Source organism: Vineibacter terrae (genome assembly GCF_008039615.1).
GTDB lineage: Bacteria > Pseudomonadota > Alphaproteobacteria > Reyranellales > Reyranellaceae > Vineibacter > Vineibacter terrae.
The window spans coordinates 56,021-69,446 of sequence record NZ_VDUZ01000001.1 but is presented as its reverse complement, the minus strand read 5'-3'; the positions used below and the strand labels follow the sequence as shown (position 1 = coordinate 69,446).

General features: G+C 69.3%; 14 protein-coding genes. 9 read left to right on the top strand and 5 right to left on the bottom strand.

Features of this window, described 5'->3' with window-relative positions:
• Positions 1 to 21 precede the first annotated feature (21 nt).
• A complete protein-coding gene (locus FHP25_RS00355; RefSeq protein ID WP_147844889.1) occupies positions 22 to 1,869 on the bottom strand; it encodes a tetratricopeptide repeat protein in 1,848 nt (615 codons plus the stop codon).
• A gap of 261 nt (positions 1,870 to 2,130) precedes the next feature.
• Here FHP25_RS00355 and FHP25_RS00350 point away from each other — a divergent pair, with 261 nt between their 5' ends.
• The 5 genes from FHP25_RS00350 (at position 2,131) to FHP25_RS00330 (ending at position 5,172) form a co-directional block, all read left to right on the top strand.
• Positions 2,131 to 2,898, top strand: coding sequence for a helix-turn-helix transcriptional regulator (locus FHP25_RS00350; protein ID WP_178133181.1), 768 nt, complete (start codon positions 2,131 to 2,133; stop codon positions 2,896 to 2,898).
• Between the two features lie 15 nt (positions 2,899 to 2,913).
• The gene (locus tag FHP25_RS00345) at positions 2,914 to 3,114 is read left to right on the top strand and encodes a hypothetical protein (RefSeq protein WP_147844887.1); all 201 of its coding nucleotides are present in this window, start codon (positions 2,914 to 2,916) and stop codon (positions 3,112 to 3,114) included.
• Positions 3,115 to 3,159: 45 nt separating this feature from the next.
• Positions 3,160 to 4,029: a caspase family protein gene (locus FHP25_RS00340; RefSeq protein ID WP_147844886.1), complete on the top strand. Its 870-nt coding sequence runs from the start codon at positions 3,160 to 3,162 to the stop codon at positions 4,027 to 4,029.
• 260 nt (positions 4,030 to 4,289) lie between these two features.
• Positions 4,290 to 4,493, top strand: a complete 204-nt coding sequence (locus FHP25_RS00335) for a hypothetical protein (protein WP_147844885.1) — start codon at positions 4,290 to 4,292, stop codon at positions 4,491 to 4,493.
• A gap of 97 nt (positions 4,494 to 4,590) precedes the next feature.
• Positions 4,591 to 5,172, top strand: coding sequence for an eCIS core domain-containing protein (locus FHP25_RS00330; RefSeq protein WP_147844884.1), 582 nt, complete (start codon positions 4,591 to 4,593; stop codon positions 5,170 to 5,172).
• A 148-nt stretch (positions 5,173 to 5,320) separates the two neighbouring features.
• Here FHP25_RS00330 and ruvX read toward each other — a convergent pair whose 3' ends face one another.
• Both ruvX and FHP25_RS00320 read right to left on the bottom strand, forming a co-directional pair.
• Positions 5,321 to 5,839 (bottom strand): Holliday junction resolvase RuvX, encoded by a 519-nt coding sequence (gene ruvX, locus FHP25_RS00325; protein WP_147844883.1) that lies wholly within the window; start codon positions 5,837 to 5,839, stop codon positions 5,321 to 5,323.
• Positions 5,836 to 6,627: an alpha/beta hydrolase gene (locus FHP25_RS00320; protein WP_147844882.1), complete on the bottom strand. Its 792-nt coding sequence runs from the start codon at positions 6,625 to 6,627 to the stop codon at positions 5,836 to 5,838. The genes ruvX and FHP25_RS00320 overlap by 4 nt, the downstream gene beginning before the upstream one ends.
• A 326-nt stretch (positions 6,628 to 6,953) precedes the next feature.
• Here FHP25_RS00320 and gatC point away from each other — a divergent pair, with 326 nt between their 5' ends.
• Positions 6,954 to 7,271, top strand: coding sequence for an Asp-tRNA(Asn)/Glu-tRNA(Gln) amidotransferase subunit GatC (gatC, locus tag FHP25_RS00315; protein WP_147844881.1), 318 nt, complete (start codon positions 6,954 to 6,956; stop codon positions 7,269 to 7,271).
• Between the two features lie 3 nt (positions 7,272 to 7,274).
• Complete coding sequence (gene gatA, locus FHP25_RS00310; RefSeq protein ID WP_147844880.1) at positions 7,275 to 8,744, top strand: Asp-tRNA(Asn)/Glu-tRNA(Gln) amidotransferase subunit GatA; 1,470 nt, start codon at positions 7,275 to 7,277, stop codon at positions 8,742 to 8,744.
• Between the two features lie 125 nt (positions 8,745 to 8,869).
• Here gatA and FHP25_RS00305 read toward each other — a convergent pair whose 3' ends face one another.
• Entirely contained in the window at positions 8,870 to 9,775 is a 906-nt protein-coding gene (locus tag FHP25_RS00305; RefSeq protein WP_147844879.1) for a class I SAM-dependent methyltransferase, read from the bottom strand.
• 352 nt (positions 9,776 to 10,127) lie between these two features.
• On the opposite strand from FHP25_RS00305, the gene FHP25_RS00300 reads away from it, so the two are divergent.
• A complete protein-coding gene (locus FHP25_RS00300) occupies positions 10,128 to 11,006 on the top strand; it encodes a 5'-methylthioadenosine/S-adenosylhomocysteine nucleosidase (RefSeq protein ID WP_147844878.1) in 879 nt (292 codons plus the stop codon).
• Positions 11,007 to 11,197: 191 nt separating this feature from the next.
• Complete coding sequence (gene gatB, locus FHP25_RS00295) at positions 11,198 to 12,649, top strand: Asp-tRNA(Asn)/Glu-tRNA(Gln) amidotransferase subunit GatB (RefSeq protein ID WP_147844877.1); 1,452 nt, start codon at positions 11,198 to 11,200, stop codon at positions 12,647 to 12,649.
• Between the two features lie 324 nt (positions 12,650 to 12,973).
• Here gatB and FHP25_RS00290 read toward each other — a convergent pair whose 3' ends face one another.
• Positions 12,974 to 13,342, bottom strand: coding sequence for a hypothetical protein (locus FHP25_RS00290; RefSeq protein ID WP_178133180.1), 369 nt, complete (start codon positions 13,340 to 13,342; stop codon positions 12,974 to 12,976).
• Positions 13,343 to 13,426 lie beyond the last annotated feature (84 nt).

Here is a 13,426-nt window from a genome sequence, read left to right as displayed (position 1 = left end):
GACAGGATATCAACGTGGGAACTATCCCAGGACAACCTTGGCGTCATCGTTCGATCGGCTGATGCGGTTGCTCGAGGCGATCCGCAGACCGTCGATCAGGCCATCGACCCAGGTCCGGTCGACGAACGGCAGCCAGGTCAGGAACTTCTCGGAAAAGTCCGGTTTTGCCGCCATCAGCTCGCCGAGCGTCAGCGCCGCCGCGGCGGGGTTGCCGGTCCGCGCCAGCGCGTTGATCTTGATGACCTGGGCATACCAATAGCCGGGCCGGCGGACCACGGACTGATCGGCATGCTCGGCGGCCTCGTGCCATTGGCCCAGCATGCCATGCGCCACCGCCAGCTCGCCGAACGTGAAGAAGATGTGCACATCGTTCGGGCTGAGGCGCAGGGCGGCCTTGAGCGGCGCGATGGCACGCTCCGGCTCGCCGGCCAGGTTGTAGCAGCAGCCCAGCTGGGCATGCGCCATCGCCAGGCTGGGGTTGAGCGCGATCGCCTGCTGCAGCAGAGCCCGGGCGCGGACCGGCTGACGCAGCCACATTTCCGCGATGCCGGCCTGCATGTGGCCGCGGCCGTCGTCGGGGTCGGCGATGATCGCGCGCTGCGCCAGGCGGCGCATCTCGCTGATCTCGTTGGCCGATCCACGCTGCGTCCAGATCGCGTAGTTGAGGCACGTGGTCGCCTGGATCAGGGCCTCCGACGAGTTCGGGTCAAGCTGAAGGGCGTCGTCGAAGAGCCGCCGTGCGATATCGGCATCCTCGCGCGTCAGCTTGTTGAGGTGCCAGCGGCCGCGCCAGATCAGGTCGTTGACGTCCGGCCGGTCGGGACGACGGTTGCGCGCCCGGGTCTGCTCGGCGTAGTCGATGCGGGCGTCCAGCAGCGTCACCAGCTCGGCGACAAGCTGGTCCAGGGTGTCGCGGGAATGCGGCAGCGACAGCTCGATGCGCTGGGACGACAGCGTGTAGCCTGTAGCGGTATCCGACAGGCTGATGGACAACCAGAACCTGTCGACGACGCGCCGCAAGCGCCCTTCGAGCAGATATTTGGCGCCGAGGCTGCGGCCAAAGGCCCGGGGATCGGTGTTCGCCGCGCCGAACAGGAAGCTCGAGCTGCGCGCGATCACCGGCAGCCAGCGCAGGCGTGACAGACGGTCGATCAAGTCTTCGCTGATGCCTTCGGCCAGGTAGTCGTTGTCCGGCTCGCCTGTGAGGTTGGCGAACGGCAGCACCGCCAGCGACGGCGGCGCGCCCGAGTCCGCTACCAGGTCGGGCACGCTGAGCGCCGCCGCCGGCCGCTCGCCGCCGCTCGTCGCCGCCGCCGCGCCGGCCGGATCGGGGCGTTCGGTATCCGAAACGCCGGTCGCCGACGCGGAGATCACCCGCAGAGGCTGGCCGGATGGCGATGCCGGCAGCCCGGCCCGCTGGACCTCCAGCGCGCGGCGCTGCTCGCGCAGCCATTCCTCGAAGCCGTCGGCGCCGGCGATGTCGAAGCCTTCCAGGAATTCGCCGGACAGCATGCTGCCCCGGTCGGCGTCGGCGTGGGCCGCCGCGGTGCGGGCATCGACCTTGATCAGGCCGAGATCCAGCCTCACCCGGTCGTGCTCGCAGATCAGCAGGTGCGTGGGCAGGACATTGAGGCAGCGGCGCAGGGCTGTCAGCTCGCGGCGCAGGCTGCCTTGCGCCTGCGCGCGCTGCCGCTCGCCCCACAGCTTGTCCTGCAGCCAGCTGCGCGTGCGCTCGCCCTCGCTGGCCATGGCGAGCATGGCAACCAGCGCAATGCCTTTCTTGCTGGTGATCTCGATGCGCCGCCCGTCCGGTCCAATGATCCGGAAGGGCCCAAGGAGATCGAGCGCGAACGGTCGCTCTCTAGTCATCTTCCTCAAAAAACCGTCTGCGAACGCCGGCACTATATCATTTTTCACGCCATCCGAACGCTATCCGAACGGTCTCGTATCGGCATTCGAGCCGGCAGCCAAGAAACTCCTCGTCACCGAGCAAGGTGCGGGGCCGCTTCTGCCCAGAAAATGGGCGGTGCGTGCGGTCCAAGCGTGGACAGAGGGGGCGATCTCGTGATGGCACAGCTACATCGTCTGAGCGCCGCCGCCGCAGAGCGTCGGCCGCACATGATGTCGATCGTGGTGGATAACTCGGTTGTCGTCGGCAATGACACGGCGCCAGCCGCGCTGGTGGGGCGATCCATCAATGACGTCTGCGGCACGCAGGACGTGCAGCGCCATGTCCAGCAGCAGCTGGCGCGCGTGCTGCAGATCATGACGGCGCCGGCGCTGCTGCTCGATGCCGACCGTACGATCGTGCACGCCAATCCGCCGGCGGCGCTCCTGCTGAGCGAGCGTGACGGCATCGTCATCGACCATGACGGCCGCCTGAATGTGACGGCGACCTTTCCGGCGGAAGGCCGTGCCTTGGGCCGATGCCTGGCCGCGGCGCTTTCCGCTGCCGCGGGCCAGGACGTCCCCTTGAGCGGGCCGCTGCGCGTGTCGCGCCCGTCGGGCCGCGCGCCGCTGCTGGTTCTGGTCGCAGCCCTGCCGCCCATGCCGACGGCGCTGCCGGGCACGCGTGGCGCCATGGCGCTGGTGCAGGTGATCGATCCCGAGGCGCAGCCGCGGGACGTCACCACCGCATTGCAGGCGGCCGGCGGCCTGACGCCGGCCGAGGCGCGGGTGGCCGTGCTCGTGGGTGGCGGGCTGAGCCGGCCGCAGGCCGCGGCGCGGCTGAAGGTGTCGCCGTCGACGGCCAACTGCCAGCTCGCAAGCTGCTTCGAGAAGCTCGGGGTGCGATCGCAGGTCGGGCTCGCCCGCCTGATGAGCGCGCTGCCGGAGATGTTCCGGCCGGCCGCCCTGGGCCGCAAGCACAAGATGGCCGTGTGCAACGGCCCCACCTGACAACGGAGATTGGTGATGGCGATCCGCAAGGCAATCGATGACGGCGAGGTCGGCACGGCCGGCGATCGCGATGCGAGCGCCGTCGAGAACGTGAGAATCTGCTTTGCCGCGAGCGGCGGGGAGGCCGCCGTCGTGCGCATGCCGGTGGTGTCCGATCTCTGGATGGTGCCGTCGTTCACCTCGTGGTTCCGGCGCTATTTCGCCGACCTGAGCTGAGATCGCCCCAACCACGGCACCGCGAAGCGTCAGCGAGAAGGCATCATGGCTCGAGGCTATTCCTTGCATCTGGGACTGAACAGCGTGGATCCGGCGCACTACGACGGCTGGGCTGGTCGGCTCAACGCGGGCGAGAGCGATGCCTGCGACATGGCGCAGATCGCGACGTCGATGGGGTTCATCGACCGGCGTGTCCATCTGACCGGGCGGGCGACCTCCGAGCAGCTCATCGACGACATGCTCGAGTTCGCCCAGACGCTCGAGAGCGGCGACCTCCTGCTGCTGACCTATTCCGGCCATGGCGGCCAGATCCCGGACGAAGCCTCCGACGAGGACGACCGCTACGACGAGACCTGGTGCCTGTACGATCGCCAGCTCATCGACGGCGAGCTGCACCGCCTGTTCAACCGCTTCCGCAGGGGCGTGCGCATCGTCGTGCTGTCCGACAGCTGCCACAGCGGCACTGTCGTCAAGCTGCGCCGCGATGCCGGCCTGCTGCCGCTGTCGGTGTTCGCCAACCAGATGGCCCAGGTCGGCCATGACTCGCCGGCCACCCTGTCGGCCGCGCCCAGCCGTGCCGCGCCCATCGAGGTCACGGTCGCCGCCTATAACTGCCAGCGCCGGTCGTATCTGGCGCTGCAGGCGGCTTCGAGCGGCGCGCGCGATGTCGAGCCGCAGGCCGGCGTCATCCGGATGTCGGGCTGCATGGACGACCAGCTGTCGCTGGACGGCAAGGCCAACGGGCTCTTCACGGCCAACCTCAAGCGCGTCTGGAACGACGGCGCCTTCTGCGGCGGCTATCGCCTGTTCCACCAGACGATCGTCAGCCGCATGCCGCCGACGCAGACACCGAGCTTCATGACCGCGGGCGACGTGCGCGCGGCCTTTCTCAACAGCAAGCCGTTTTCGGTCTGAGGGGGCCATGGCGGATACGCCATGGATTACTGGGAGGGCGGAGAGTGATGGCAAAGCGGGGTCGGTCTCGGGGGAATATCGGTTCCGCTGATCTGTCTCTTTTCCAGGGCAGGCCGCATCGCGCCGCCGCCGGCGGAAGCTCGCTTCCGCCGGCCCCGCCGGGGACCGAAGACAGCAATGGGGCGGCCGCGTGCCGGCGCCGGGCGACGTGAAACCACAAACCGCGGCATCAAGCGTGGATATGCATATGGAGGGGGATCATGAGACTACGTATTGCCATCGCATCGGCCCTGCTGCTGCTCGCAGGCTGCGGCCAGCCGCAGCCTGAGGTCGGATCGCCGGCCAAGGTCTGCGTCGTGCCCACCGACGAGAAGGACCGCCTCATGCCGGCCGCGCCAGGCTGCGGCGATGCCGGGGCGCTGGCGCTGAGCGCGCCGCAGACGCCGGTCGACTTCCGGCGCTGAGACGACGACCTGCGGGCGCCGCCGGGCCGGCGCCGCAGGCGACATCGCGAAAGACGACGGGCCGTCAGGGTGGCCCAGGGGATGCGGGGAGTTGGCGATGAGCGACGCCGAGATCCTGATACCGCGCGAACTGCTGAAGCTTTGGCTGGCTTTCGGCGACGAGCTGCCGCTGCCGCCGGAAAGCCGCCGCTACATGGAGACACGCTTTCGTGCCGACCTGCGCGATGTGCGCGTCCATGTCGGCGCGCTTGCCGCCAGGCTGTGCGATACGCTGAAGGTGCGGGCGCTGACCCTGGGCAATCATATCCTCTTCGCCGACGGCGAGTTCGAGCCCGCCTCGGTGGAAGGCAAATGGCTGCTGGCCCACGAGCTGGTGCATGTCCTGCAGCAGCGGTTGGCGGACGGCGCGGCGCATGACGGGCTCGATGTCCCGGTGTTCATGACCCCGACGCAGCGGCCGTCCGAGGGCGTGTCGATCGGGGTCGCGAACGATCCCTACGAGGATGAGGCCGACCGCCTGGCGGCCGAGGTGCTCGACGGCGGCTTGCGCTCCGGCGTCACGCCGGATCGTAGCGGGGCCGTGCGCGGCACACGCCGGGCGGTGGACAGCATGCCGGCCGGCGAGCCTGCAGAAGAAGCGAACGCGCTGGGTGCGGTTTTGATGTGCTTGCCATCCTGAGCGTCTTGCGACCACGCCCAGGATATGCCGCGAAGGACCTTGCGGTGATTCAGTCGACGGATGGGGCGTCCGCGTCCTCCTGCGCTCCATGCGGCGACCATGATGCCGCAAGGTCCTTCGCTCCTTTCACAAACAGCCTGCCAACAGGTCAGCCGCCGGCGCCGGCCCGGACGTGGCGCAGCCGGTCGAGCACTGCCTGCAGGATCCACGCCGCGGCGGCGGCATCGATGCGCGCATCGCGCTTCTTGCGCGACATGTCGTAGCTTTCGATCATCGTGCGCTCGACGCCGGCGGTCGACAGGCGCTCGTCCTGCAGCACGATCGGCAGATCGGCGAAGCGGCGCGCCGGCGGCCCGAGATCGAGGTCCAGCGCCGCCAGGTTGGCCACGAACTGGCGCACCGACTGGCAGCGCGGCCCTTCGGTGCCGTCCATGTTGAGCGGCAGGCCGACCGCCAGAGCCGCGACCTGCTGCCGGCGCACGATGTCAGCCAGGCGCGTCGCATCCTTGGTGAACTTGGTGCGTGCGATCGTCTCCAGCGGCGTGGCAAGCGAGCCCAGCACATCGGACGTCGCCAGCCCGATGGTGCGGGTGCCGACATCCAGCCCGAGCAGGCGGCTATGCGGCGGCAGCGTGGCCGCCAGCGTGGCGATATCGACAAGCATCATGCGCTCGCCGTGTCGGCCGCAGGCAGGTGGCGCTCCAGCCAGTCGGCGGCGAATGTCGCGATGTCCTGCCAGCCGGGCTGGCCGACCACCCAGTGGCCATGGCCGGCGAACTCGCGGTGCTCGGCCACGGGCGCGTAGCGCTGCGCCACCCGGCGCACCACGGCACCTGGCGTCAGGCGATCCTTGTCGGCGCCGATCACCAGCATGGGGCAGGTGACGGCGGCCGGGTCGACCGTGGCGGCATGGCTGCGGTCGAGGAAGGGCAGGCCGATCTCGACCAGCACGCGGCCGGACTCGTGCACGAAGCGCGCATAGTCGTGACCACAGGCGATACGGTCGGTGCAGGTATTGAAGGAGCCGTACATGGCCTCCTTGTACGTCGCGCGGTGCGGCAATTTCCACCAGCCCCAGCGCCGCTGGATGCGCAGGAAGGCGCGCATCGCCGACGGGTGCAGCGCGAAGACGCCGGCCGGCGGCGCCGGGCAGAGCAGCACGGCGGCGGCGCAGGATTGCCGCGCCGCCAGGATCTGGGCCAGCAGCCCGCCCATGGAATGGCCGATGACGACCGGCTTCGCCGGCATGCGTGCGATCTCGGCCTGCAGGTCGTCGGCGTAGTCGAGCAGCGAGGTGGTGCCCAGGCCGGGTGGCGGCGCGAACGGCGGCGCATCGTGGTGGCGCAGGGCCGGCGTCGACACCTGCCAGCCTCGGGCTTCCAGGAAGGCCCGCCAGTGCCGCCAGACATGAGGGGTGCCCCACATGCCGTGGATCATCACGACGCTGCGCTGCATGCTGCGCGATGCCTCCGTGCCTGTGTTGCGGGTGCCTCACGTTACGTGCTGGCGGCCGCCGCGTCACCTGGCCCTCCCGGGGCGGTTCTTGACCCGAAATGCGAGCCGGTGCCGCCGGAGCACCATTGTGGATCAATGCAGCAAAGTAGATTGAATTTCTATCAATAACTATTTGAAACACATTAATATTTCCGCAGGCCGTCATTTCAAGGATGTGCTTGAGGCGCACGCCGACCTTGCCGCCGCGTCGCAAAACCGGGTAGGTGCATGCCCGGTTCGTCGGCCGCCCGGTGCGCAGCCGGCGCGCGTCTCGTTGGAGTCTGTTCATGTCGATCGACGTCGATACCGTGGCCAAGATCGCCCGCCTGGCGCGGCTGAGGGTGCCGGATGCGGACCGGCCGCAGCTTGCCAGGGAGCTTTCCGGCATCCTGACCTGGATCGAGCAGCTCAACGAGGTGGACACGCAGGGTGTCGAGCCCTTGTCCAGCGTCTCGGATGTCACCCTGCCCATGCGCGAGGACGTGGTGAGCGATGGCGGCATCGCCGCCAAGGTGCTGGCCAATGCCCCGGGCGGCGCGGTCTATCTCGAGCCTGCCGACCCCAACGCCGGTGGCTTCTTCACCGTGCCCAAGGTCGTGGAGTAGTCGATGGCCGACCTAGCCGACCTCACCATTGCCGACATGCGCACCGCCCTTGCCAGGGGCGAGACCACGGCCCAGGCGCTGGCCGAAGCGTTCATCGGCCGGATGGAGACACACCGCCGGCTGAACGCCTTCATCACCGAGACGCCGGAGCGCGCCGTCGAGATGGCCAGGGCGTCCGACGCGCGCCGGGCCAAGGGCGAGGCGGGCGTGCTCGAGGGCGTGCCGCTGGCCATCAAGGACCTGTTCTGCACCGAGGGCGTGCGCACCACGGCTGGGTCGCACATCCTCGACGGCTTCACGCCGGCCTACGAATCGACCGTCACCGCCAATCTGTGGAAGGCGGGCGCGGTGATGCTGGGCAAGACCAACCTCGACGAGTTCGCGATGGGCTCGTCGAACATGACCAGCTATTTCGGCGGCGTCGAGAACCCGTGGAAGCGGCGGGGCGACAACCGCAAGCTCGTGCCCGGCGGCAGCTCGGGCGGCTCGGCGGCGGCGGTGGCGGCCTTGCTGGCGCCGGGCGCCACCGGCACCGACACCGGCGGCTCGATCCGCCAGCCCGCCAGCTTCTGCGGCATCGTGGGCCTGAAGCCGACCTACGGCCGCTGCTCGCGCTGGGGCACCGTGGCCTTCGCCAGCTCGCTCGACCAGGCCGGGCCCTTCGCGCGCACGGTGAAGGACGCGGCGCTGCTGCTGCAGGCCATGGCCGGCCACGACCCCAAGGACTCGACGTCAGCGCCGCTGCCGGTGCCCGACTTCGCCGCCGCCTGCGGCGGCGACGTGCGCGGGCTCAAGGTCGGGATCCCGCGCGAGTACCGCGTCGAGGGCATGTCGGCGGAGATCGACGCGCTGTGGCAGACGGGCATCGAGATGCTGAAGGCGGCAGGCGCCGTGCCCATCGACGTGTCGCTGCCGCACACGAAGCACGCGCTCGCGACCTACTACATCATCGCGCCGGCGGAGTGCTCGTCCAACCTGGCGCGCTATGACGGCGTGCGCTTCGGCCTGCGGGTCCCGGGCAAGGACCTGGCCGAGATGTACGACAACACCCGTGCCGCCGGCTTCGGCGCCGAGGTGCGCCGCCGCGTGCTGATCGGCACCTATGTGCTGTCGGCCGGCTACTACGATGCCTACTACAAGAAGGCGCAGCAGGTGCGGGCGCTGATCGCGCGCGACTTCAAGCAGGCCTTTGCGCAGTGCGACGTGATCCTGACGCCGACGGCGCCGACCGCCGCCTTCGCCGCCGGCGACAAGATGGACGACCCGGTGACGATGTACCTCAACGACGTCTTTACCGTGCCGACCTCGATGGCCGGCCTGCCCGGCATCTCGGTGCCGGCCGGGCTGGACGGTGACGGCCTGCCGCTGGGCCTGCAGCTCATCGGCCGCGCCTTCGACGAGGAGACGATGCTGCGCGCCGCCTCGGCGCTGGAGCAGGCGGCCGCCTTCAGCGCCCGCCCGGCGGGGTTCTAGGCCTGCAATCCGTCATCCCGAGCACAGCGAGCGATCTCCCGCGAATGGCGCACCGTGCGTCGCTCGCAGGAGATCCCTCGCTGTGCTCGGGATGACAGTCATTGCTTCACCCGAGGCTCCGCATCTTACGCCCGTCGCGGCAGGCGCCACGGCCGCGGGCCGCAGGCGCCGCCGGCGATCGAGACCATGCGGTGCAGCGGGATCGACTCGGCGATCGCGGCCGGACGGGCGACGTAGAGGTCGGCATGCAGCCAGCCGTCGGCCTCCTTGCCGGCGGGATCGATGCCGCGGCTCTGCAGCACCGACAGCGCCCGGTCGCGCTCGGCGGCGCTTTCGAAGCGGCGCTGGGCAAAGCTGCCGCCGTCGAAGCGTTCGGTGACCAGGCCGAGCGGCGCCAGCGCCGCGGCCAGCTCGTCGCCCGGCGAGGTGCGGTTCATGAAGGTCGCGATCCATGGCGGATCGTCGCGCCGCGCCGCATGGGCGATGCGCATGGCGGTGCGCACGCCGATGCGGCCGGTGGCGACCACGATATCGGTGCGCAGGATCTCGGCCGCGAGCGCATCGTCGGCCTCGGCGCGCTCCAGGTCGGCGGCGATGCCGCTGTCGACCGTGCCGACGCGATGGGCGTACGAGACGGCTGCCTCACGCGCATCGACACCGACATAGCGATGCCCGTCGCGCGGCCAGGCGGCGTAGTAGAGCCGGTCGAGCTCTTCCAGCTCGACCGCGTCCAGCGCCTGCATCTCGCGCGCGGTGTAGCGCGCCTGCAGGGTGGCGAAGGTCACGGGAAAGCGCAGCAGCGCCGTGCCGGTCCCGTAGGCGCAGCCGAGATCGAGCACCTGCAGGGCGCGGCCGGCATAGGAGGCGTGGGCGGCGATGAGCTGGCGGAAGATGGGCGCTGCGACATTGGCCAGCACATAGTCCAATCCGCCCAGCGTGCGCATTGTCGCGCGCGGGTCGTTCTGGAGATAGGTGTGCTTGAGGCAGGTCTTGGCGGTGTTGGTGAGGAAGAGGGGGGAGTCTTTGGGCACGATCGCGTTCCTCCTACGTGATGCCGGGTGCTACGAAGCAATCTCAGTGTGGCCAGAGTGGGGCGCTGCGCTGCGAGGCGCATGCAGATATGTGGCCGTCCTCGTTGCTGCGGTGCGATGCGCGCTGCGTAGCGCGCAGCCATGACGCGGTCGTGACATCGGCGGCTCAGGATGGTGACGTTGATCTGATCGATCGGCACTGACGTTGCTTGCAGTCGGTCACAGGCTTGTCTCATGGGCATGAGCGCAACGCGCGATGCACGTCACTGTTTCGTGACGCTGCATTTTGCGTGCCACAACAGGCTGCAGTCGGAGGTCTGAACCATGCGCGCATTGACGGCCGCGGCGTGCGTTGTGCTGGCGCTGCTGGGAGCGGCGCGCCGCCGACCGGCTCGATCCCGAGCCGCGCGTCGCGGTGATCTCGGCCTACGAGCCGGAATGGGTGGCGTTGAAGGCGGCCGTCGGCGACGCCCGCAGCCATCACGTGAACGGCGTGGAGATCGTCACCGGCACGCTCGCCGGCCGCAAGGTGGTGCTGTTCCTGATCGGCATCAGCATGGTGAACGCCGCCATGACGTCCCAGCTCGTGCTCGATCGCTTCGATGTGAGCGCGATCGTGGTCAGCGGCATCGCCGGCGGCGTCGATCCGGCGCTGCGCGTCGCTGACGTGGTCGTGGCCGGACGCTGGGGGCAATACCTGGAGGCGGTGTTCGCGCGCGAGGCCGACGGCCGCTTCCAGCCGCCGCCGTGGATCAAGACATCGTATCCCAATCACGGCATGATCTTCCCCATGGATGTCGGCGTGCGCAGCGCCAGGGGCGGCGCCGAGAAGCGCTTCTGGTTCGAGGCCGACGCCGGCATGCTGGCGGCGGCCGGCAAGATCGGCGCCGTCGACCTCAAGCGCTGCGCTGCGGATGACGCCTGCCTCAGCCATGCGCCGCGGCTGGTGGTCGGCGGCAACGGCGTGTCGGGGCAGGCATTCGTCGATAATGCAGCCTTCCGCCAATATGTGTCCGCCACCCTCCAGGCCCAGGTGCTGGACATGGAAAGCGCCGCCGTCGCGATGGTGGCCTACGCCAATGGCGTGCCGTTCATCGCCTTCCGCAGCCTGTCGGACCTGGCCGGCGGCGGCGAGGGCGCCAACGAGCTGCGCACCTTCTTCCGGCTGGCGTCGGACAACTCCGCGGCCGTCGTGCAGCGGTTCCTGACCTTGTGGACGCCACCGCGTTAAATTCCTCCCCACGCAGTGGGGAGGTGCCCCGAAGGGGCGGAGGGGAGCCGACGTGGTTTATGCAACTGAGACCACGTGGGCTCCCCCTCCGGCCTTCGGCCACCTCCCCCAGCGAAGCTGGGGGAGGGAATAGACATTGTCGTCCATAAGCCCTAAGTACCAGATATCATGCGCTTTCCACCGGGCGAATCATGTCTTTGATCAAGGGCGAAACGGGCGACTGGGAGATCGTGATGGGCCTTGAGGTCCATGCCCAGGTCGTGTCCCAGGCCAAGCTGTTCTCGGGCGCGCCGACGACCTTCGGCGCCGATCCCAACACCCAGGTGTCGCTGGTCGACGCCGCCATGCCCGGCATGCTGCCGGTGATCAACGCGCATTGCGTGGCCCAGGCCGTGCGCACCGGGCTGGGGCTGAACGCCAAGATCAACCTGCGCTCGGTGTTCGACCGCAAGAACTACTTCTACGCCGACCTGCCGGCGGGCTACCAGATCTCGCAGTACAAGGACCCGGTCGTGGGCGAGGGCGCGGTCGAGATCGAGCTCAAGGACGGCGCCACCAAGACCATCGGCATCGAGCGGCTGCACCTGGAGCAGGACGCCGCCAAGCTGCTGCACGACCAGCACCCGACGCAGAGCTATGTCGACCTCAACCGCTCGGGCGTGGCGCTGATGGAGATCGTGTCCAGGCCCGATCTGCGCTCGTCGGACGAGGCGGCGGCCTACCTCACCAAGCTGCGCTCGATCCTGCGCTATCTCGGCACCTGCGACGGCAACATGGAGGAAGGCTCCATGCGCTGCGACGTCAACGTGTCGGTGCGCAGGGCCGGCACGTCCGCGTATGGCACGCGCTGCGAGATCAAGAACGTGAACTCGATCCGCTTCGTGCGCCAGGCGATCGAGCACGAGGCGCGCCGCCAGATCGAGATCATCGAGGGCGGCGGCACGATCACGCAGGAGACACGGCTGTTCGATCCCGGCAAGGGCGAGACGCGCTCGATGCGCTCCAAGGAGGATGCGCACGACTACCGCTACTTCCCCGACCCGGACCTGCTGCCGCTGGTGCTGAAGGAAGAGGATGTGGCGCGCTGGCGGGCCGAGCTGCCGGAGCTGCCCGACGCCAAGAAGGCGCGCTTCGTGAAGGACTATGGCCTGTCGGTGTACGACGCCGGCGTGCTGGTGGCGGAGCAGGAGACGGCGCTGTTCTTCGAGTCCGTGGCCAAGGGCCGCGACGCCAAGCAGGCGGCGAACTGGGTGACGGGCGATTTCTTCGCCATGCTCAACCGCCGCGGCGTGGCGATCGGCCAGAGCCCGGTCAGCGCCGCACATCTGGGCAGGCTGCTCGACCTGATCGCCGACGGCACGATCTCCGGCCGCATCGCCAAGGACCTGTTCGTGGCGATGGAGGAGACCGGCAAGGATCCGGCGGCGCTGGTCGAGGAGCGCGGCCTGAAGCAGGTCACGGACACCGGCGCCATCGAGGCCGCGGTCAGGGCCGTGGTCGAGGCCAATCCGGACAAGGTCGCGGCCTACAAGGCCAAGCCCTCGATGTTCGGCTGGTTCGTCGGCCAGGTGATGAAGTCGACCGGCGGCAAGGCCAATCCCAAGGCCGTCAACGACATCCTGAAGAAGGCGCTGGACGCGTAGCTGATCTCCTCTCCCGCACGCGGGAGAGGAAGGGGCCCATCGCGAAGCGATGGGAAGGTGAGGGCCAACGGACAAGGTGCCTCGTCCTTGGCCCCTCACCCGCCGGGTGCTGCGCACCCGTCGACCTCTCCCGCGAGCGGGAGAGGTGAAGGCGTTCACGGATCCGCAAGGCGCTGGCTTATCTCCTCTCCCGCACGCGGGAGAGGAAGGGGCCCATCGCGAAGCGATGGGAAGGTGAGGGCGCAGGGACGAGGTGTCGTGCGTGAAGCCCTCACCCGTCGCGCTGCGCGCGCCGACCTCTCCCGCTTGCGGGAGAGGTGAAGATCACGGATCCGCGTAGCGCACCAGCCGCAGCGTCTCGCCGTCCTTGCCGGAGCGCGCCAGGGCGGCGAGCTGGCCATCGGGCGTCGGCGCGATGTCGGTGACGTCGGCCGTGGCGCTGTGCCAGCGGATCGCCCCCAGCGCATCGGCGCGCACCACGCGGCGTATGTCCGCCGATGCTTCGAGCCGCGCGCCCGGCGCGGCGTGATTGAACGCAAAGCCCGTCGCCGGCGGCAGAGCGACATCGAGCGTCATGCGCGGCGCCGGCTGGGCCTGCGCCGCGGCCGTGCGCGCGCCGATCACGAGGGCGCCGCCGATGCCGATCAGCGTCCGCCGGCGCATCGCGGGAGCACGATCCGATGAAGCGCGCACGTCAGTCATCCCGAACGCAGCGGACCACGCTTCAATCTCAGTTCGGGGCCGCCGTCATTGCAAGCCTCGCAGCGCGGGCCTGGA